Consider the following 21,361-nt stretch of genomic DNA (forward strand, 5'->3'; position numbering starts at 1 on the left):
TTTTGAGAGCAGTTGTTCAGAGAGTTAAAAGTTCAACAGTTAAAGTAGACAATAAAGAAATTGGAAGTATAGGAAAAGGGTTCAATGTTTTGCTTGGAATTTCAAAAGAAGACACCAGAGAAGATGCAGTATATTTAAAAGATAAGATTTTAAACCTGAGAGTTTTTGAAGATACAGAAGGAAAGCTTAATAAATCGCTTTTAGAGGTAGGTGGGGAACTTCTTGTAGTTTCCCAATTTACTTTGTATGGAGACTGCAGAAAAGGAAGAAGGCCTAGTTTTATTGAAGCTTTGGGAGGCAATGAAGCAGAAGATCTGTATAATTATTTTGTAAAGATCTGCAGAAAAGACCTTGGAAAAATTCAGACAGGTAAGTTTGGGGCAGATATGATGGTAAATATAGATAATGACGGACCTGTAACTCTGCTTATTGATAGTAAAAAGAATTTTTAAATATTTTAAGGAGTTGAGAATATGATTTTAAAAAGAATACCTGCAGGTGTCTATGCTGCAAATTGTTATATAATTATGGATGAGGCTTCTAAAGAAAGTGCAGTAATTGATCCAGGCGGTGATGAGGATCATATTATAAATGAAATACGAAAGTTAGGAGCAAAAGTAGACATAATACTTTTAACTCATGGTCATGCTGATCATACAGGTGCTGTAGATAAGTTAAAGAAAAAATATAATGTTCCTGCAGCACTTAACAGTAAAGATAAGGAAATGATGATGAATCATGAATTTATGTATGGCAGCATAAATTACGAAATAGAAAAGGATATTAAAGATGGAGACAGATTTACTGTAGGCAGTTTAGAGATAAACTGCGTAGAAACTCCTGGTCACACCCCTGGAGGCGTTTCATTTATTGTGGGAAATACAGCATTTACAGGCGATACCCTTTTCCAGGGCTCCATAGGAAGAACTGATTTTAAAGGGGGAGATCATGATGCAATAATTAGAAGCATAAAGACAAAGCTTTTAACTCTGCCTGAAAATACAATAGTTTATCCTGGACATGGACCAGAAACTACAATAAAATATGAATTGGTAAATAATCCATATTTATAATAATACACATAGGGGAGAAAAATAAATTTTATAATGAAAATAACAATAAAATTAAATGAAGATAAGTATAGATATGATATTTTCCAGATGTTTAACATATTTTATGGATTTAAACACATAGAGTTTTCTCATGAAGATTTTGACTTCTCTATTGATATATCAAATGAAATGGTTAAATGTAAATTTGGATCAATGGAAGAAGATTATAAAATAAATAATCAAAATAAAATTAAGGAAGAAATTAAACTTGCTGTATTTACATTCCTTACAAAAATAACAAAAAAGTCTATGCCATGGGGAACGCTTGTAGGTATAAGACCAAGTAAAATAGCATTAAATCTTATAAGTTCAGGAAAAAGTGACAGGGAGATAATAGATTATTTTTATTCTAACTATAAAACAGCAGAAAATAAAGCAAAACTTTGTATTGATGTAGCTAAAGTTGAAAGGGAAAAGGTAACCTTAGATAATAAGCTTATAAGTATATATATTGGTATGCCATTTTGTCCAACCAGATGTTTATACTGTTCCTTTGCATCCAACTCAATAGCCTCATGCAGCAGATTAGTACCAGAATATCTGGAAGCTTTAATGCTTGAAATAGATAAAGTATCACATTATATTTCTGAAAAAGGACTTAAAATACAATGTGTTTATTTTGGAGGTGGAACACCTACATCAGTTTCGGATCAGCAGTTTAAAATTATTATGAATCACATTTATAACAGCTTCATAAAAGATAACAATGTTTTGGAATTTACTGTTGAATGCGGGAGACCTGACAGTATAACTGAAGATAAGCTTATTACCATGAAAAAGTATAATGTGCACAGAATAAGCATTAACCCTCAAAGCATGAATGATAAAACTTTAAAACTTATTGGCAGGAATCATACTGCAGGAGACACAATTGATAAATTTAATCTGGCAAGAAAACTTGGATTTGATAATATAAATATGGATATAATCGTAGGACTGCCTGGTGAAGGTATAGATGAAATAGAGAGAACATGCAGCAGTGTATATGAATTAAATCCCGATAATATTACAATACATGGATTATCAATTAAAAGAGCATCAAGATTATATGAAGAAATAATTAATAAAAAAAATTACAGCATTGCAGAACATGAAGATCTTATTAAGATGTATAATAGAACTACACTTCTTGCCAGGGACCTTAAAATGAAGCCTTACTATATGTACAGGCAAAAAAATATGGTTGGAAATATGGAGAATATAGGATACTGCAAAGAAGGCAAAGAGGGAATTTACAATATACAGATGATTGAGGATAAACAGACAATAATTGCCTGTGGAGCTGATGCAGTAACTAAGGCTGTATATAGCAGCAGCGGTAAAATAGAAAGGACTACTAATGTTAAAGATTTAAGAGAATACATAAAAAGAGTAGAAGAAATGATAAACAAAAAAATAGAGTTATTAAATAATATATATTAGTTTTAGGAGGTAAAATCATGCTTGTACAAGCGCCAAAAGGGACAAAAGATTTACTGCCGGAGAATTCTTACAAATGGCATTATATTGAGAATATCTGCAGAAACTTAGCTGAAGCATATGGCTGCAGAGAAATCAGAACCCCGGTATTTGAATATACAGAATTATTTCAAAGAGGTGTAGGAGAAACCACCGATGTAGTTCAAAAGGAAATGTATACATTTAATGATAAGGGTGGAAGAAGTATAACATTGAAGCCAGAGGGCACATCACCAGCAGTGAGAGCCTTTGTGGAAAATAGTTTATATAATGAGGTACAGCCAACAAAGATGTACTATTTTACACCTGTTATGAGATATGAAAATGTTCAAAAGGGCAGGCTTAGACAGCATCATCAGTTTGGAGTTGAAGTATTTGGCTCCAGTGAAGCTTCATTGGATGCTGAAGTTATCAGCATTGCTATGGGAGTATATAAGAGGCTTGGCATTAATGACCTGCAGTTAAACATTAACAGTATTGGATGCCCAAAGTGCAGAAAAAAATATAATGAAGCATTAAAGAAATATCTGGAGAAGTATTATGATGAATTATGCAGTACTTGTAAAACAAGATTTGACAAAAACCCAATGAGAATTCTTGACTGCAAAGTACAACATGATAAAGAAATTGTTAAAGATGCTCCAGTTATATTAGATTATATTTGTGATGACTGCAAAGAACATTTTGAAGAGCTTCAAAAGTACCTAAAGATAATGAATATTGATTATAAAGTTGATCCCTTAATAGTGAGAGGGCTTGATTATTACAGCAAAACAGTCTTTGAAATAATTAATAAAGGCATAACATTGTGCGGCGGAGGAAGGTATGATTACCTCATAGAAGAAGTAGGAGGACCATCTATGCCGGCAGTTGGCTTTGGAATGGGAATTGAAAGAGCATTACTGACACTAGAGGAAAATGGAATAGAAATAGCAAAACCAGGTTATATTGATTTATATGTTGGTTCCATGGGACAGGAGTCAAAAGCTGAAGCAGTTAAACTTATATATAAACTGCGTCAGAAATCCATAAGCTGTGAATGCGATCACATGGGAAGAAGCGTTAAAGCTCAAATGAAATATGCAAATAAAATAGGCGCTGCATATACCATTATTTTAGGTGAAGATGAGCTGACTACTAGAAAAGCCAAGCTTAAAGATATGAGTGATGGAAAGCAGATAGATATAAATTTAGATGATGAAATAGCTAATTTAATTAAGAAATAAGTTTGGAGGATAAAAAAATGGGAGAAGCATTAGGCGGATTGAAAAGAACCAACATGTGCGGTGAACTTAGAGAAGAAAATATTGATTCCAAAGTTACTGTTATGGGATGGGTTCAAAGAAAAAGAAATCTTGGAGGTTTGATATTTGTTGATTTAAGAGATAGAACAGGCATTTTGCAGGTTGTATTTGGCGATAAAATTAACAGTGAAGCATTTAAAAAAGCAGATGATATAAGATCTGAATACTGTATTGCAGCTACTGGAGTTATTGTAAAGAGAGAATCACCAAATAAGGATTTACCAACAGGTATGGTGGAATTAAAAGGAGAAAGTATTAAAATACTTTCGGAAAGTGAAACACCACCTATATACATAAAAGAAAATTTAGATGCATCAGAAAATATAAGATTAAAATACAGATATCTGGATTTAAGAAGACCGGATATGCAGAGAATATTTATGATAAGACATAAAACTGCAAAGGTTGTAAGAAACTTCTTAGATGAAAATGGGTTTTTAGAGATAGAAACTCCTATGCTTACAAAGAGTACACCAGAAGGTGCAAGAGACTACCTTGTACCAAGCAGAAATTATCCAGGAATGTTTTATGCACTGCCTCAGTCACCTCAATTATTTAAGCAGCTGCTTATGGTATCTGGTTTTGATAAATATTTTCAGATTGTAAGATGCTTTAGAGATGAAGATTTAAGAGCAAACAGACAGCCGGAATTTACCCAGATAGATATGGAATTGTCTTTTGTGGATGCAGAAGATGTTATGTCTATAAATGAGAAATTAATAAAGAAAGTATTTAAGGAAATTGCCGACGTGGATGTAAAGCTTCCTATAGAAAGAATGCCATACAAAACAGCCATGGAGAAATATGGTTCAGACAAACCTGATCTGAGATTTGGTATGGAAATAAATGATATTAGTGATGTGGTAAAAGACATAGACTTTAATGTTTTCAAATCAGCTATAGATAATGGAGGCTCAGTAAGAGCTATTGTGGCTCCAAATTGCGCAGCCATGGGCAGAAAACAGATAGATAAGCTAGTGGAGTTTGTAAAAACATTTAAAGCAAAGGGACTTGTTTGGATAGCCTGCAGAGACAATGAAATTAAATCATCTGTTTCAAAATTTGTTAATGAGGACCAGACTAAAGCTATAATTAATAAATTAAATGCAAAAAAAGGAGATTTAATACTTATTGCAGCTGGTAAAAATTCAGTTGTATTCCAAAGCCTTGGTGCACTTAGAATTCACATGGCAAAGGAATTAAATCTACTTGAAAATAATAAAGATTTCAGATTTGTCTGGGTAACTGAGTTTCCACTATTATCCTATAATGAAGAAGAAGGAAGATATCAGGCAGAACATCATCCTTTTACAATGCCTATGGATGAGGACATTCAGTATCTGGATAGTGATCCAGGAAGAGTGAGAGCTAAGGCATATGATATAGTTTTAAATGGAGAGGAATTAGGCGGAGGAAGTATAAGAATCCACGATACAAAATTGCAGGAGAAAATGTTTAATGTATTAGGATTTACAAAGGAAAGCGCCTGGGAAAGATTTGGATTCCTCATGGAAGCCTTTAAATTTGGACCACCACCACATGGCGGTTTGGCTTATGGCTTTGACAGAATGATTATGTTCCTGGCAGGTACAGAAAACATTAAGGATGTTATTGCCTTTCCTAAGAATCAAAATGCATTTTGTCCTTTAACAGAGGCTCCAAATGCTGTAGATGAAGCTCAGCTGAGGGATTTAGGCATAAGTACAAAAAAACAAGCTATTAAATAGATTTACATGGAAAACCATGAACTTTTACCAAAATAAATACAATACAAACCTGTTAAAAAGTAGTATAATAAAATAAAGAATAAATTTCCTACTGTGTTCGTGTAATGAGTTAATCTTGACCCAACATTTAAATTAATGGGAATCTTACTCTTCTTGTGGAATGATACTTAAGCACTGCTTATGGCAAAGAAGCAAGAAGGCGATGCCCCCCTGCTAAAGCGGGATCGATAATAACTCACAAAGCGGCATGGTGGGAATTTTACTTTGTAACCCTTTATTTTGTAAAGCTATACAATGGTTATTAGATAAATATGCTTTAAATAAGGGGGAGAAATGAGTAAACATGGTAAAAAATATAATTACTATTTTGGAATACCGCATGCCCATACCTGCTATTCCACAGGGCATGGAACTCCAACAGATGCCTATGAATACGCAAGAGGTAAAAAATTAGACTTCTTAATAGTTACTGATCACTGCAGCAGATTAAACAAAAGCAGCAGTAAAGATCATATTATAAGGTGGAATAAAACAATAAAAGAAGTTGAAGAAATAAATAAAAGACATAAAAGTTTTTTAGCTTTGGCTGGCTTTGAAATATCCATTAAAAAATGCGGAGATTTTAACGTTATAAATACACAACAAATGATTAATAGGAAAGTAAATAATATTAATGAATTTTATTCATGGCTAAGGAATCAAAAGGCTGCAATAGCTTCAATTAATCATCCTGATGACAGTATTAAGAATTTTGAGGATAATGATTCACTTAAAAGTGTTGTTAATTTAATTGAGGTTGGAAATGGATGTGCACCTTATAAATATAATAGAAAAGATAAATATTATTTTAATTTGCTGGACAAGGGATGGAAGATTGGAGCAATAAATGGACAGGACAATCATATAAGAAATTGGGGAGATAGTGATAATTTAACTGTTATTGTTTCTTATAGTTTAAAAAAGAAGGATATAATTGAAGCATTAAAGAGCATGAGAACTTATTCTACAGAGAGCAGAACATTAAAATTAAGCTTTAAATGCAACAATAACTGGATGGGAAGTACACTTGATTTACACAATGATAAATCATTAAATTTTGAAATCAGGGCTTCTGACAGGGTTAACAAAATTAGTGAAATACAAATAATCAGCTGTAACAGCCAAATAGTTAAATCACTGAAATGCAGCGAAGAACACAAGGTTAAATGGAATATAGATTTAAAAAATGATATGAGTAAAAAGTGGTATGTGGTAAAAGTAATTGAAAGCAATTCCAATCAGGCCATAAGTTCGCCAATATTTATTAAATAAATATGCTGTGGATAACATAAATGAATCATTTATGGCATCCATAGCTTTTATTTTTCATTTTTGAGATTTGAAAGTCCATCCAAAACTTCAGATCTTGGAAGATTACCATTTTCCAGAGTAATATTATCCTTTTTAAGTAATCTTTCATAAAACTCAATGCCAAAATTAATTATGGAATCTTTATATTCATCATCATTATAATTAAGCATTTCATAAAGTATATCCTCTGCCTTATCAAAACAGCACTTGTCCTCATAATAAAGCATCATGTTCTCCTGAATTTTATTTGGAAGTTTATAATCTTTTACCTTAGAATATAAGTCTTCAATCTCATTAAGGTATATATCTAATTCTGATGTGTTATCCCAGTGCTGTGATGCTGTAAGATATAAATATAATGATTTACAATGTAGATAAAAGCTTTCATTTTCATCACCATTTCTTAAGTATATGTCTGCTTCCTCATTTAAAAGCTTAGCAGCCATTATACATCTTTCTACATCAAGAATATTATTTACTCTTATTAAGTCCAAAATGTTTTCATCAGAAAGTGAATTAATAAATTTTGCACTTAATCTAAAAATAGATTTAAAGCAATTATCAATAACCAGCAAAGCATCATCGTATAACTGTAAACCAATAAATTTGTCAATTTCCTCTAGGGAAAGAGTAAATTGTTTTATAAGCTCATTAACCAGATTTCTTTTTAACATACAGCCACCTCCTGCAAACAGCCATGAATACATTTATATTTATTTTATTATATAAGTTATATAAAAGCAAATAAACAAAAAACATAAGAAAATGTAGTTTTATTTGTTATAATGAATATAACGCAATTTGAAAGGATAGTAATATATGAATTTAATAACACTGGAAAATATATATAAAAGCTACAGCGATAAAATACTGTTAAATGGGGTATCATTAGGTATAAATGAAGGGGAAAAAATAGGGCTCATAGGCATAAACGGCACAGGTAAATCTACACTATTAAAGATTATTGCCGGTGTTGAACCCTATGACTCAGGAAATATAAATAAGCTTAGCAATTTAACAATAAAGTATTTACCACAAAACTCAGATTATAATGATGAGTTTACTGTTATTGAGCAGATATTCAATGGCAGTTCAGAAGTTATGAGCTTATTAAGGGAATATGAAAAGGCAGTATATAAGATTCAAAAGTCCCCAGAGGACAAAAATATCCAAAGGAAGATATTTAATTTAAACAATAAAATGGATGCTTTGAATGCATGGACTATTGAAAGTGAAGCAAAAACTATTTTAACAAAGCTTGGAATAACAGATTTTAATGCCCCAATTGGAAGCTTATCAGGAGGTCAGAAAAAAAGGATAGCTCTTTGTGAAGCCTTAATAACACCCTGCGATCTGCTCATATTAGATGAGCCAACTAACCATATAGATAATGAAACAGTAGACTGGCTTGAACAGTATTTAAATAAAAGAAAAGGAGCTCTGTTAATGATAACCCATGACAGGTATTTTCTTGACAGAGTTACTAACAGGATTTTGGAGCTTAGCCATGGCAATCTATACAGCTATAGCGGAAACTACAGTATTTTTCTTGAAAAAAAGTTTGAAAGAGAACAGATGGAAAACACTCTTGAAAGAAAAAGAGAAAGTTTACTTAAGAGGGAACTGGACTGGATAAGGAGAGGCGCAAAAGCCAGATCAACTAAACAAAAGGCAAGAATTGAAAGATTTGAAAAGATAAATGATGAACATATTGAAACAGCTGCAGAAAAAATAGAGATTTCTGTTGCAGGCAGCAGACTTGGCAAAAAGGTAATAGAAATTAATGGAATATCCAAATCATATAATGGAGAATTATTAATTGATAATTTCAGCACAATTATTTCTAATGGAGATAATATAGGAATTATAGGGCCAAATGGCTGCGGGAAATCTACACTGCTAAACATAATTACAGGAAACATTAAGCCTGATAAGGGAGAAGTAATTATTGGCCAGACTGTTAAAATGGGTTATTTTTCTCAGGAAGGGAAAGAATTAAATTCAGAACTAAGAGTTATAGAATATATAAAGGAAACTGCAGAATTTATAAAAGATTCTCAGGGTGAGCTTATAAGTGCTTCAAAAATGCTTGAAAAATTTTTGTTTAATGATGAAATGCAGTGGACTCCTATTAATAAACTTTCTGGAGGTGAAAAGAGGAGACTTTATCTTTTGAAAATATTAATGGAAGCACCAAATGTATTACTACTGGATGAACCAACAAATGATTTAGACATTGAGACCTTAAATATATTAGAAGATTATATTGAACATTTTAATGGTACTGTTATTACAGTTTCTCATGACAGATACTTTTTGGATAAAATTACAGACAAGATCATTTCATTTGAGGAAAATGGAAGACTTGTTCAATTTGTAGGAAATTATTTTGAATACATGGATTATAAAGAAAAAAACTATAGTGACACTGAAAATAAAGAAAAAAATATAAAAAAGACTATTACCAAAGAAGATAAAAAGAAAGATAAGCCATTAAAATTTACCTATAAAGAGCAGAAAGAGTATGAAACCATTGAGGATGATATTGGTGAGCTGGAAATAAAAATAAATGAAATTGAAGAAAAAATTAATAATAGCGGCAGTGATTATGAGCTTTTAGAGAAATGTATAAATGAAAAAAATCAGCTGGATAAAAAAATGACTGAATTAATGGAAAGATGGGAATACTTAAGTGAGTTAGATGAGAAAATAAAAAATGAAAATAATATTTAGAATCATGGGGGTAATTTTATGATTTTAATTAAAAATGTGGAAGTATATGCACCAAAGTATGAAGGTATTAAAAGCATTTTAATTGCAAGCGGAAAAATATGCTATATATCTTCTGAAATAGATATACCTGAAAAGAATTTCCCAGAAGTACAAGTGGTGGATGGAAGCGGTCTTAAAGCCATTCCAGGATTAATAGATCTTCATGTACATATAATAGGAGGCGGCGGTGAAGGAGGATATAATACAAGAGCTCCTGAATTAATGCTTTCACAGTTAACAAGCAGCGGTATTACTACTTGTGTAGGCTTGCTTGGAACAGATGGTACAACCAGAAATATGGCTAATTTAATTGCAAAATGCAGAGCACTGGAAATTGAGGGAATTACTACTTATTCATGGACCGGCTGCTATTCTGTGCCCACAAGAACAATAACAGATAGTGCACGAAACGATATTGTATTAGTGGATAAAATAATTGGAGTAGGTGAAGTAGCAGTATCTGACCATAGAGGAAGCCATCCATCAGAGCAGGACTTAATTCATCTTGCCAGTGAAGCAAGAGTTGGGGGAATGCTTTCAGGCAAATGCGGAATACTGCATATGCATTTAGGAGATGGGAAAAAAGGACTTACCCCTATAACTGATTTAGTTGAAACATATGATATGCCAATGTCAAATTTACTGCCAACTCATATAAATAGAAATCAAAGGGTATATAAGCAGTCCATTGAGTATGCTAAAAATGGAGGATTTATTGATATAACTACAGGTATCAGAAATGAAGGCGATGATGCTGTAGACCCTAATGAGGCATATAAAACTATGCTGAGCAATGGAATTTCTCCATATCATATAACTATGAGTTCAGATTCCGGGGGAAGTATGCCTATATTTGATGAAAAAGGGAACTTAACAAAACTTACAGTGGGTTCTCCAGAAACAGATCTTCAGTGTATTAAAGATTGTGTAAACAGTGGCATAGCATTGGAGCAGGCTATTATACCTTTAACAGAATCTCCTGCTGAACTACTAAAATTTAAAAATAAGGGAAAGCTTAAAGAAAATTATGATGCAGATATACTATTATTAGATGACAAGCTGAATATTAATACAGTCATTGCAAAAGGTAAATTAATGGTTAAAGATTATAAGGTTCAAGTACGTGGAACCTTTGAACAATAAAACACACCGGTATCATTTAATAAAGTGATACCGGCTTTTTATTAATTTTCTTTGTATTGCAGCTGATAAAGATCGTAATATAAACCTCTTTTTTTAATAAGCTCATTGTGGCTGCCTATCTCTCTTATTCTGCCCTTATGAAGAACAATTATTTTATCAGAATTTTTTATTGTGGACAATCTATGAGCTACTACTAATGTGGTTCTTCCTTTAGTTATTTTTTCAAGGGCATTTTGTATTAAACTCTCAGTTTCTGTATCTATATTAGCTGTTGCCTCGTCAAGCACAAGTATTGGAGGATTAAATGCAATTGCTCTGGCAAAGGCAATAAGCTGCCTCTCTCCCTGAGAAAATGTAGACCCTCTTTCATTAACATGTGAATCATATTTATATGGAAGCTTTTCAATGAAGCTGTCTGCATTTACATATTTACAAGCTTTGATTATATCTTCATCTGATATGTTTTTATTATTTAATCTTACATTGCTTTTGATGTCTCCTGTAAATAGGAACACATCCTGTAAAACAGAGGATAAATTACTTCTAAGTACATATTTATCAATATCCTTTATATTAATTCCGTCAATTAATATTTCACCTTTTTGAATATCATACAATCTCCCCAGTAGGCTTATTATTGAGGTTTTACCTGCTCCAGTTGCTCCAACAAAGGCTGCCTTTTCTCCAGGTGCAATCTTGAAGCTTACATCTTTTAGTACCCATTCTCCAGGAATGTATGCAAACCAAACATGTTTAAATTCAATTTCTCCTTTGAAACGTTTATTCACGTGCACCTTTGGGTTATTAACTATAGTTTCATTATTATCCATAAGCATAAATATTCTTTCAGAAGCTGCCATGGAAGACTGAAGTATATCGTACTTTTCTGTTAAGTCGAATATAGGCTGAAAAAATTGCATGAGATAGCTTATAAATGCAAATAAAACCCCAATGGATAATGTTCCCTCAAAAACTTTTAATCCTCCAAACCATAGAAGGCATGAAAGGGTTAAAGTAGAAATTAAATCAATAGCAGGTCTAAATACAGCAAATACAGTTAACTGACTCATAGAGGCCTTAAAATATGATTTATTTATATTGTCGAACTCCCTGAATTTTTTGTTTTCCTTGTTGTATATCTGAACTGTCTTTATACCAGAAATATTTTCTGATAAAGAGGAATTAATTTTTGCAAGCTTTGTTCTTACCTGTCTGTATGCATCTCTGTCATATTTTTTAAATATAACTGCAGCAGCAATTACAAAAGGAAGAGAGCAGAGAACAATTAAGGCCAATTTTACATTAAGTAAGAACATTACTATTAAAATACCACTAAGTAAAAACACATCTTTAAATAAATTTACCAGTACACCTGTATACATATCATTTAAGGTTTCAGTATCATTAGTTACCCTTGTTACTAATCTGCCAACTGGGTTTTTATCAAAGAATGATAATGATAAACTTTCAATATGATTAAAAAGCTTCTGCCTGATTTCATAAATAATTTTCTGCCCTGTATACTGTAAAATATATATTTGAATGTAATTTAATATAAATGTAAGACATGACAAAATCAAAATATATACAGCAGTTCTAATTACTCCTGATGCATCATCTTTTCTTATAATTTTTAACTCATTTATGCTGAGCTTGTATGCATTTGAAGTTGTATTTTGCTGAGTGTAAATACCGTTAACAATAGAAAATGGCTTGTTATCAATATTTTTACCTTGAATTACATAATAGCCCTTATCATAATATACTATTGATGCAGGCATTCCACTGGAAACTGATCCTTCAGCTAAATATTTATCTCCAATTTTTATGCTGTTTTCCTGAGGCTTTTCAAACAATGTATATGGTCTCTTGTACCCGTTAATATTATTATCAATGGCATTTTTTATTAAATAAGGTCTTGTTAGATCAAAGCATGTTGTAATCAACATTAGAAAAATAACCAGTAAAATATACATGGAAAAAGGTTTTGCAAATTTTAGAAGCCTTCTCATTAATTTTGAATCATATTCTTTAACCAGGGCTTCCTCTTCATTAAAATTTTCACTCATACTATATCACCTTCTTCTGCTATTTTCTCTTCTAATAGCTGTTTTTCATATATGTCGTAATACAGTCCCTTTAGATCCAATAATTCTTCATGGGTTCCAAGTTCTTTAATTTCACCTTCGTCCAGTACTGCTATTAAATTACTGTCCTTTACTGCAGAAATTCTATGAGAAATTATCAAAGAAGTTTTTTCACTCATAATTCTTTTCAGGTTTCCTAGTATTTTGACTTCAGTTTTAGCATCAACAGCAGAAAGACAATCATCAAATATAAGTATTTCAGGATCTTTAATAAGTGCTCTTGCAATAGAAATACGCTGCTTCTGCCCTCCTGATAAAGTTACGCCTCTTTCGCCAACAACCTGATTATAACCTTCAGGGAATTCTATAATGTCATCATAAATGTCGGCATTTTTTGAAGCTTCTTCTATTTTGTCCATATTGAAATCTTCGCAGGGTAAATTTATATTTTCTGCAATTGAAGTAGAAAATAAAAAAGCATCCTGGGAAACAAAACCTATATTTTCTCTAAGTGTTTTTAATGGAATCTTATTTATATCCAGTCCATTAAAGCTAATTTTGCCAGGCTCCACATTATAAAGCCTGAGCAGTAAGTTTACCAAGGTGGTTTTTCCGCTTCCAGTCCTGCCTATAATACCAAGAGTACTTCCCTTGGGTATTTTTAGATTTATATTTTTTAATGCAGGTACACTGCTTTTTTCGTAATAAAATGTTAAATCTTTTATTTCTATATCACCCTGAAGAGAAGCGAAATTGTAAGCATCACAATCAAGAATTTCCGGTTTTTCGGAAAGCACCTTTTCAATTCTTTCAAGTGAAGCAAAGCCCCTTTGAATAATATTAATTACCCAGCCAATTGCCATCATTGGCCAAACTAAATTACCAAGATACATATTAAATGAAATAAAATCACCAAGAGATATTTGTCCATAAATTACGGATATCCCTCCTATTCCAATTAAGAGAACAAAGCTTAGTGATGCAACAAATTCGATTAATGGAGAAAACAACCCCCATACTTTTATAAAGTCCATATTTGCATCAAAGTATTTTTGATTTTCTTTTGTAAACCTTTTACATTCCTCGGCTTCCTGAACAAAGGATTTAATTACTCTTATGCCTGAAAAATTTTCCTGAACCATATCTGTGAGCTTTGAAAAATTCTCCTGAACTCTCATAAATTTTTTATGAATGCTGCCGCCGAATTTAAGAGCTATAAGAGAAATAAATGGCAGAGGAATAAGAGACAGCAAAGTTAATTTTACATTTATAGTAAGCATTATTATAAGAGTAGCTATGGAAAGTACAATAGAATCTGTCATCATTATTACCCCGGGACCAAGAGCCATCCTCACTGCATTTAAATCATTAGTAGCAAGAGCCATTAAATCGCCGGTTTTATTTTTATTAAAGAAATTTAATGAAAGCTTCTGCAGGTGAGTAAAAAAGATATTTCTCATGTCATATTCAACATATCTGGATGTGCCAACTATAAATATTCTCCAGACAAATCTTCCAACTGCCATAAGAACAGCTACTACTATTATCAAGATTATGTATTTCATCAATAGCTTTGGAGTAGCAGTTCCCCTTGAAATGTTATCTGTAATGAAACCTATTAATTTTGCCGGGACAAGCTGTAAAAGATCAACAGAAATTAAAAAGATAAGCCCAATTAAGTATCTTTTCCTATATTTATTGGTGTATTTAAATAAAGATCTGATTTTATTCATTAGCGCACCCCCCAATCATATACACCTTATATTATATATTTTATTTTGAATATTTACCAATACAAAAAATATATGGAAATGTTACAAAAAGTATTTAGTATCATATTATACAAATTTTAATAAAATGTATTATAGAAATTTTAAAGGGTGATGGTTTGAATAGAAAATTAGTAGTTTTTTTATGTGCTATTTTATTTTTAATTCCTTTATATGCATTAGGCTGCAATATTAAGGATGTAAATAAGGAGAGCAAAATAATTACATCTGATAAAGGCAGTAATAATAGTCCAGTCTTGGATCAGAATATAATCAATAATACTGATACAAATAACATTAGCAATAATTCAGGTATTGAAGAAGAAAAGAAAATTGAAATTTATAAAAAAGGAGACAAAGGAGATAATATTAAAACAATACAGCAAAAACTGAATAAATTTGGCTATGATCTTTATTGTGATGGAGAATTTGGCGAAAAAACCTATTATGCAGTTATTGATTTTCAGAATAGAAATAGAATAATGGCAGATGGTGCAGTGGGAGATGAAACTTTAAAAAAATTAGAACTAGAACCTACTTCAAAAACTATGTACGTAAAGCCCAGCATAGACGAAAACGCAGTACCTGTATCAAATATGAAAAGCTCCCTGGAAAATTTTTTTAACAGTAAAAACTTTAACAGTAATACTGATTATTATATATGGGTTGATATAAACAATCAAAGGGTAAATATATTTGCTGGCTATAATAAAAGCTGGAAGCTTATAAAATCTGTACAGTGTGCATCAGGCAAAGAATCTACACCTACAGTAAAAGGGTATTTTGCTGTACAGGGAAAAGGAAATATGTTTAGAGTTGATAAAAATACAATCTGCAAATATTATACTCAATTTTATGGCAACTATTTGTTTCACAGTGTTTTATTAGACAATAATGGAAACATAAAGGCAGGAACACTTGGAACAAGACTTTCTCATGGATGTGTACGATTATCCATTCAGGACGCAAAATATATTTATGATTATATCCCAATTGGTACAGCAGTATGGATTAATTAATTTTTCAGAATAACACATCTTTCTCAGGGAAAACTATTCATGAGAAAGGAGTGTTTTTTATGGGTAAAAAATCAAAACATGAAGATGTTGATTTTGGTGATCTGCCAAGTAATTACCTTATAAATCTGGGGAAGGAAGAGTTTGTAAGAAAAGGTATACACAGTGAAAAAGACATAGCTTATTCTAAAATAGATAATACAAAAGTTTATAAATAGAGGAAAGGTGATTAAATGTATATTAGAGTTAGAAATGAGAGTAAACAAAGCAAAAATCCTAATTCCGAAAAGCTTCAATCCAGAAGTGCTGAATATAAGGCAATTCACAAATCTGAAGAAAAAAGTGGAAAAGAAAAATTTAAAGAATAAAAAAGAAGGAGAAATACATTATGATAAGTAAAAGTGATGATAATATTGAAATTGCAAGAAAAATGATACTGGATGGAGAACCCTTTGATGTAATTATGGAAAGAACCAAGCTAAGAGAGAAAGATTTAAAAAGAATAAGACAAGAAATTGCAGAACATTTTTAACAAGGCTGTAAATACAACAGGAGGGCGATTAGTAAAAGGTGTCCCTGAAACATGGGACATTTTTTGTGCCTAAAACTTTTTATTCAGCATATATACTTATTAAGGATAAAAATTAAGGAGATGATGAAATTGAAATATGGGATAGATATTGGACATAATAATCAATTTGACATAGGTGCTTTTGGATATAAAAATGAGGACTGCCTTTCTAAGGATGTTGGTGAAAAAGTTATAAGCAAACTTACCGCTTTAGGGTATATAACAATAAACTGCTGTCCTAAAAGTGCAGTGAGTCTAAATGATTCACTTTTTCAAAGAGTTAAAACCGCTAATGAAAATAGTGTGGATGTATTTGTGTCAATTCACTTTAATGCCGGTGGAGGAACCGGTACAGAGGCTTATGCAGTTTCTTCAGCTGGAGCAGAAATTGCAGAAGGAGTTGTAAGAGAAATATCCTCTCTGGGATATAATAATAGGGGAGTTAAGGATGGCAGCAGCCTTTATGTCATCAGGAACACCAATGCCCCTGCTGTATTAATTGAATGTGCTTTTGTAGACTCAAAGCATGATATGAATATCTTTAATAGTGAAAATATTGCTTCTGCCATTGTAAAAGGACTCACTGAACAAAACTTATATCACGGTAATACTTTGAAATCAAGGACAGATGCAGAAAAAGTCAGCACAAAAACAAAGGTGGCACCCAGTAACAATATAATAAAGGTTCAGAACACTTTAAACAGATTACAAATAAGAGATTCTAATGGCAGAAGTTTAATAGAGGATGGAATTTTAGGCATAAATACAATGTCAGCATTAAAGCTTTTTCAAGGTATAGCCGGCATAAACAAAACTGAAGCAGCGGACAAATCAACATTAAATGCATTCCATGCAATTTTAAATAAACCACTATTAGAAGCAGGTACTTATAATCCAATACCAGTCAGGTATCTGCAGTGGAGAATTGGGGTTCACATTGATGGAAGCTTTGGAAGTATAACTACTCAAGGCTTATATAGATTTCAGAGAAGAAATTCTCTTATAATGGATGGAGTAGCAGGCCCAAAAACCTGGAAGATATTAATTGGATAATTATCATTTATCGACACTTTTGTATATATTGTTTACCAAAAATTGTCCTTATGATATAATAATTCTAAATGTAGAAAACAGGAGTGAATTTGTATGATTGCATGGAAAGATGATTTTTTAGTTGGTATAGATGAAATAGATAAACAGCATAAGAAACTATTTTCTATTGCCAATGAGGCCTATGAACTGTTAAATAACGACTTTTATGTAGACAAGTATGACAAAATAATTTCTATTATTGAGGAGCTAAAGGATTATACAGTATTTCATTTCACATTTGAAGAAGAATATATGATGAAGATAAAATACAAGAAATTCTTCCCACAGAAAATACAGCATGAAAGTTTTATAAAAAAGATTAATGAAATAAATTTAAATGATATTGATTCAAATCAAGACAAAGCATTATTAGAACTTTTGGACTTTATTATTAACTGGATAAGTAATCACATTTTAATTATGGACAAGCAAATAGGAAAATAAATCTGCAGATATTTTAATGTGTAACTTAAATAATTGGAGATAATAGAGAATATATGAGCTGGAGGTGAATGGTAATGTCACAATGTGGGAAAGACTGTTTTAAATGTACAGGAAAGTACTGCGTATCCAAGGTTTATATATTTTCAACATTAAAACCTGAGGCTTTTCAGAAGATATCAGAAATAATTGTTACAAAAAGATATAGAAAAGGGCAGGTTATATTTTTTGAAGGTGATGTTGAAGATAAACTATATATAGTGAATGTGGGAAAAATAAAAATTTACAAGTATAACAAAGATGGACGTGAACAGATTTTATATATATTATCCGAGGGTCAATTCATTGGAGATATGAGCTTATTAAAAAAGGAAAATTTTCAGTTTAATGCTGAAGCTCTTGAAGATACTTTGATATGTACTATTGCCAAGGATGATTTTGATAAAATAATTACCAGGAATCCTGAAATAACTTTAAAAATTCTCGAAGTTCTTCATGACAGGCTTATTAGTCTTGAGGATCTTATTCAAAATCTAAGTACAAAGGATGTAGAAGTTAGAATTGCTTCTATGCTTTTAAACCTTGCTAAAGATTTTGGAGTAGAAAGTGAACATGGAATAATTATTAATCTTCCTTTAAATAGAGAAGAGATGGCTAACTATGTAGGGGTCACCAGGGAAACTATGAGCAGGAAACTTACTTCCCTTCAGGATGAAAATGTAATTGAATTAGTAGGAAATAAGAAAATTATTATAAAAGATAAAACGTATTTAAAAGATATAAACAGTTAAAGGCTGCCTTAAAATAAATTAAGACAGCCGCATTTTAGGAAATAAATTCTGCTGCTATTTTTCCTGCATTCACTGCAGCAGTTTTTTCTGCTTCTCCATAGAAGTTAACTCTAAGAGGAAGGCGTATGCTATTTGTACCTGTAGAATTAATGATTTTAGCAGAATCCAAAAGCTTTATATTACTTCTTTTTAAGTAATCATTTATTAACTCTATGGATTCACCGCTCCAGCCATAGGATCCAAAAGCAAAACCATATTTATCTGAAAGATCCATTTTAACTATTTCCTTTATATAATCTTCAATATTTCCTACCATGTCACCAAACTTAGTGGAACTTCCTATGATAATCATATTACTTTCAGCCACCATTTCTTTTACAGTATCAATGGAGGAACTCTTTACATTTACAATTGTAGCTGTTATGCCTGAATCAGTAAGTCCTTTATAAATATCATTTGCTGCCTTTCCTGTATTGCCAGTCATGGAGCTGAAAATAATAAGGGCTTTTTTATCTGAAGTATCTTTTAAACTCATCTTATCATATAGATCAATGAACTTTTTAGCATTGTCTCTTAATATATATCCATGGGATGGTGCTATAGTATTTATTTCTATATCCTTTATCTTATCAAGCATTTTTCTTACATAAGGTCTGTGAGGTGCCATAATAAGATCATAGTAAACTTTGAAGTCTTCAGTTATATCCTCCGGTGCAAGATCATTAAATAATTGCTGAGTAGCTATATGAGTACTAAATATATCGCAGGGATAAAGTATCTTATCTTCTACACAATAGGTTATCATTGTTTCCTCTGTATGAAGATATGGAGTTTCAAAGAATTTTAAAGTCTTCCCGCCAATATCCAAAGTTTCTCCATCTTTGATTATATGATAATCCCTTCCTTGAAGTTTATACATGCCATTAAGAAGTTTTCTTGCTTTTTCAGTAGTAACAATCACAGCATTTTTTGCCTTATTTAAAAGTGCAGGAAGTGCACCTGAATGGTCAGGCTCTACATGATTTACTACTATATATCGTAAAGTATTTAAGTCAAATACTTCTGAAAGTTTTTTTACAAATTCAACTCCAAAAGAAATATCTACAGTATCGATTAATGTAGGCTTTTCAGTTTCTAAAAGATATGAATTATAGGTTGTTCCCCTTTGTAATATTAATCTATGAAATGGGACAGGCCTATCATCTACTTTACCAACCCAGAAAGAATTCTTAGCAATTTCTATTTTATTATTCATAATTTTTTACCTCCATAATTTTTCGTTCTATTATTTTCCCTATTTACCGGGAGTGAAAGGACAATATCCTATTTTGTCACATTTACTTTTCATCTCTGCCCACAGTTCTTTATCATCTAATGTATCAATAGCTGTAGGGTATAAAATATAGTTTTCTTTATAAATGTGGTCCCTGAGATGAAATACGATATACTTAGATAATTCATCTACCTTTGTTTTATACTCATTGAAATCCATTATTTCAACATTATTTGCTGTTTCTTTAAGAAGTCTCTTTCTTTTTCTTAAATCATCATGTTCCATTCTCATGATTCGTGTAGGACCAGTGATGTTTCTTTTTTCAAGTTCTGGGAATAGCACATCCTCTTCACGTTTATGATGTTTTTCAGCATTTAAGATATTGTTTGCCAAATGCTCTAATTTTATAAATAAGTCAGTGTTTTCATTGCGGTTTTTTAGATTTTGAATTTGAAGATTTACTGATTCAAGTTCAGTTAAAAATTCTTTTATCTTCTCATGTTCAATTAATAGAGTATCCAGCATGTGCCCAGGCTCAATCTTCCTTTTAAGTTTTACTAATTCATCACTTAGAACTTCCATATGGATGTCACAAAGGTTTCTCAAATCCTGAGGATTCATACCCTGTTCAATTAGACGCTGCTCTGCCACAGATAATTCTACGGGATCTATGTCTGCTACTATATTCAAAGCTTCTTTTCTTGATTCTTCCGTTACACCTTCATTAAGTTTCCTAAGAACAGTTGTCAGCTTATTAATTCTTTCTTCATCAATTAATTGCATAAATAATACCTCCTTGTATTTTCTAAGCTTATTTAATTTATGCTTTGATTTTACTACCCAAGGTTATTGTTTTATGTGATTTAAATCAAATTTTACAGTCTTATATATAATTAAATATAAAAATAAAAGCACTTTGAAAAATTATTTCAAAGTGCTTTTATTCATTCATATAATTTGGTGCCGCTGATCGGAGTCGAACCGATACGATATTGCTACCGCGGGATTTTGAGTCCCGTGCGTCTGCCAATTCCGCCGGATATAGCAGAAAATGGGCGGTCTGATAATCTGCCTTATCTTTCCACACAATATTCTGCGGTAGACTATCTATTTTTTAATAGATAAGCGTCGGACTCTTTTTTAGGATAAATCGGATATTTTTTAAAGAAGAAAGGAGAATTTTTTAACGGCTTGATAATGAATAATACGATGTAAATAAAATTAATTATTGGAGTAGATAAAAAATGATTAACGAAAAAGAGAGAAAAAGTTTTGATGAAATTGAAAAGAATCTGATTACGGCTAAAAAAATGAATGGGACATTACAGGACATAATAGATATGGCTAATAATTTAAATAATCCAGCAGACTTTGGCGTAAATGTTGCATACATACTAGAAAGAGACGGATTAATAGATAAGGCTGTAAGAGATATAGTAGCTGGTATAGCTTAAA

General features: G+C 31.6%; 21 protein-coding genes and 1 other RNA gene. 17 read left to right on the forward strand and 5 right to left on the reverse strand.

All coding sequences use genetic code 11. The features are described 5' to 3' along the window. The first annotated feature begins 2 nt into the window (after positions 1 to 2). The 7 genes from dtd (at position 3) to EQM05_RS04165 (ending at position 6,912) form a co-directional block, all read left to right on the forward strand. A complete protein-coding gene (gene dtd, locus EQM05_RS04135) occupies positions 3 to 452 on the forward strand; it encodes a D-aminoacyl-tRNA deacylase (RefSeq protein ID WP_128748870.1) in 450 nt (149 codons plus the stop codon). A gap of 21 nt (positions 453 to 473) precedes the next feature. Next, entirely contained in the window at positions 474 to 1,073 is a 600-nt protein-coding gene (locus EQM05_RS04140) for an MBL fold metallo-hydrolase (protein WP_128748871.1), read from the forward strand. A gap of 33 nt (positions 1,074 to 1,106) precedes the next feature. Next, positions 1,107 to 2,534 carry a coproporphyrinogen III oxidase gene (locus EQM05_RS04145; RefSeq protein ID WP_128748872.1) on the forward strand — a complete coding sequence of 476 codons (1,428 nt, stop codon included), beginning with the start codon at positions 1,107 to 1,109 and terminating at the stop codon, positions 2,532 to 2,534. A 17-nt stretch (positions 2,535 to 2,551) separates the two neighbouring features. Continuing rightward, entirely contained in the window at positions 2,552 to 3,796 is a 1,245-nt protein-coding gene (gene hisS / locus EQM05_RS04150) for a histidine--tRNA ligase (protein WP_128748873.1), read from the forward strand. Between the two features lie 17 nt (positions 3,797 to 3,813). Then, positions 3,814 to 5,601 (forward strand): aspartate--tRNA ligase, encoded by a 1,788-nt coding sequence (gene aspS, locus EQM05_RS04155; RefSeq protein WP_128748874.1) that lies wholly within the window; start codon positions 3,814 to 3,816, stop codon positions 5,599 to 5,601. Between the two features lie 82 nt (positions 5,602 to 5,683). Next, positions 5,684 to 5,862, forward strand: a non-coding RNA gene (gene ssrS / locus EQM05_RS04160) — 6S RNA. 72 nt (positions 5,863 to 5,934) lie between these two features. After that, positions 5,935 to 6,912 carry a CehA/McbA family metallohydrolase gene (locus EQM05_RS04165; protein WP_128748875.1) on the forward strand — a complete coding sequence of 326 codons (978 nt, stop codon included), beginning with the start codon at positions 5,935 to 5,937 and terminating at the stop codon, positions 6,910 to 6,912. 47 nt (positions 6,913 to 6,959) lie between these two features. Here EQM05_RS04165 and EQM05_RS04170 read toward each other — a convergent pair whose 3' ends face one another. Next, the gene (locus tag EQM05_RS04170) at positions 6,960 to 7,625 is read right to left on the reverse strand and encodes a DUF6483 family protein (protein WP_128748876.1); all 666 of its coding nucleotides are present in this window, start codon (positions 7,623 to 7,625) and stop codon (positions 6,960 to 6,962) included. A gap of 145 nt (positions 7,626 to 7,770) precedes the next feature. Here EQM05_RS04170 and EQM05_RS04175 point away from each other — a divergent pair, with 145 nt between their 5' ends. Then, positions 7,771 to 9,684: an ABC-F family ATP-binding cassette domain-containing protein gene (locus EQM05_RS04175; protein ID WP_128748877.1), complete on the forward strand. Its 1,914-nt coding sequence runs from the start codon at positions 7,771 to 7,773 to the stop codon at positions 9,682 to 9,684. A gap of 18 nt (positions 9,685 to 9,702) precedes the next feature. After that, positions 9,703 to 10,866 (forward strand): beta-aspartyl-peptidase, encoded by a 1,164-nt coding sequence (gene iadA, locus EQM05_RS04180; RefSeq protein ID WP_128748878.1) that lies wholly within the window; start codon positions 9,703 to 9,705, stop codon positions 10,864 to 10,866. A 41-nt stretch (positions 10,867 to 10,907) separates the two neighbouring features. Here iadA and EQM05_RS04185 read toward each other — a convergent pair whose 3' ends face one another. Both EQM05_RS04185 and EQM05_RS04190 read right to left on the reverse strand, forming a co-directional pair. Continuing rightward, positions 10,908 to 12,935 (reverse strand): ABC transporter ATP-binding protein, encoded by a 2,028-nt coding sequence (locus tag EQM05_RS04185; RefSeq protein WP_128748879.1) that lies wholly within the window; start codon positions 12,933 to 12,935, stop codon positions 10,908 to 10,910. Then, on the reverse strand, positions 12,932 to 14,686 hold the full coding sequence (locus EQM05_RS04190) for an ABC transporter ATP-binding protein (protein WP_128748880.1): 1,755 nt from the start codon (positions 14,684 to 14,686) through the stop codon (positions 12,932 to 12,934). Before EQM05_RS04190 ends, EQM05_RS04185 begins: the two co-directional genes overlap by 4 nt. A gap of 155 nt (positions 14,687 to 14,841) precedes the next feature. On the opposite strand from EQM05_RS04190, the gene EQM05_RS04195 reads away from it, so the two are divergent. From EQM05_RS04195 to EQM05_RS04210, 7 genes are all read left to right on the forward strand, one after another. Further along, positions 14,842 to 15,741, forward strand: coding sequence for a L,D-transpeptidase family protein (locus tag EQM05_RS04195; RefSeq protein ID WP_243108115.1), 900 nt, complete (start codon positions 14,842 to 14,844; stop codon positions 15,739 to 15,741). A gap of 59 nt (positions 15,742 to 15,800) precedes the next feature. Further along, positions 15,801 to 15,956, forward strand: a complete 156-nt coding sequence (locus EQM05_RS15665) for a hypothetical protein (RefSeq protein ID WP_164917186.1) — start codon at positions 15,801 to 15,803, stop codon at positions 15,954 to 15,956. 15 nt (positions 15,957 to 15,971) lie between these two features. Continuing rightward, positions 15,972 to 16,106, forward strand: a complete 135-nt coding sequence (locus EQM05_RS16335; RefSeq protein WP_279222125.1) for a hypothetical protein — start codon at positions 15,972 to 15,974, stop codon at positions 16,104 to 16,106. 20 nt (positions 16,107 to 16,126) lie between these two features. Next, the gene (locus tag EQM05_RS15670) at positions 16,127 to 16,270 is read left to right on the forward strand and encodes a hypothetical protein (protein ID WP_164917187.1); all 144 of its coding nucleotides are present in this window, start codon (positions 16,127 to 16,129) and stop codon (positions 16,268 to 16,270) included. 129 nt (positions 16,271 to 16,399) lie between these two features. Then, complete coding sequence (locus EQM05_RS04200; protein WP_128748881.1) at positions 16,400 to 17,362, forward strand: N-acetylmuramoyl-L-alanine amidase; 963 nt, start codon at positions 16,400 to 16,402, stop codon at positions 17,360 to 17,362. 93 nt (positions 17,363 to 17,455) lie between these two features. Further along, positions 17,456 to 17,845 carry a bacteriohemerythrin gene (locus EQM05_RS04205; RefSeq protein WP_128748882.1) on the forward strand — a complete coding sequence of 130 codons (390 nt, stop codon included), beginning with the start codon at positions 17,456 to 17,458 and terminating at the stop codon, positions 17,843 to 17,845. Positions 17,846 to 17,919: 74 nt separating this feature from the next. Next, on the forward strand, positions 17,920 to 18,633 hold the full coding sequence (locus EQM05_RS04210) for a Crp/Fnr family transcriptional regulator (protein WP_128748883.1): 714 nt from the start codon (positions 17,920 to 17,922) through the stop codon (positions 18,631 to 18,633). 34 nt (positions 18,634 to 18,667) lie between these two features. Here EQM05_RS04210 and EQM05_RS04215 read toward each other — a convergent pair whose 3' ends face one another. Further along, positions 18,668 to 19,888, reverse strand: coding sequence for an FprA family A-type flavoprotein (locus EQM05_RS04215; RefSeq protein WP_128748884.1), 1,221 nt, complete (start codon positions 19,886 to 19,888; stop codon positions 18,668 to 18,670). Positions 19,889 to 19,927: 39 nt separating this feature from the next. Further along, positions 19,928 to 20,680 (reverse strand): DUF438 domain-containing protein, encoded by a 753-nt coding sequence (locus EQM05_RS04220; protein ID WP_128751027.1) that lies wholly within the window; start codon positions 20,678 to 20,680, stop codon positions 19,928 to 19,930. A gap of 470 nt (positions 20,681 to 21,150) precedes the next feature. On the opposite strand from EQM05_RS04220, the gene EQM05_RS04230 reads away from it, so the two are divergent. After that, the gene (locus EQM05_RS04230) at positions 21,151 to 21,360 is read left to right on the forward strand and encodes a hypothetical protein (protein WP_128748885.1); all 210 of its coding nucleotides are present in this window, start codon (positions 21,151 to 21,153) and stop codon (positions 21,358 to 21,360) included. Position 21,361 lies beyond the last annotated feature (1 nt).

This window comes from Clostridium sp. JN-9 (assembly GCF_004103695.1).
Lineage (GTDB): Bacteria > Bacillota > Clostridia > Clostridiales > Clostridiaceae > JN-9.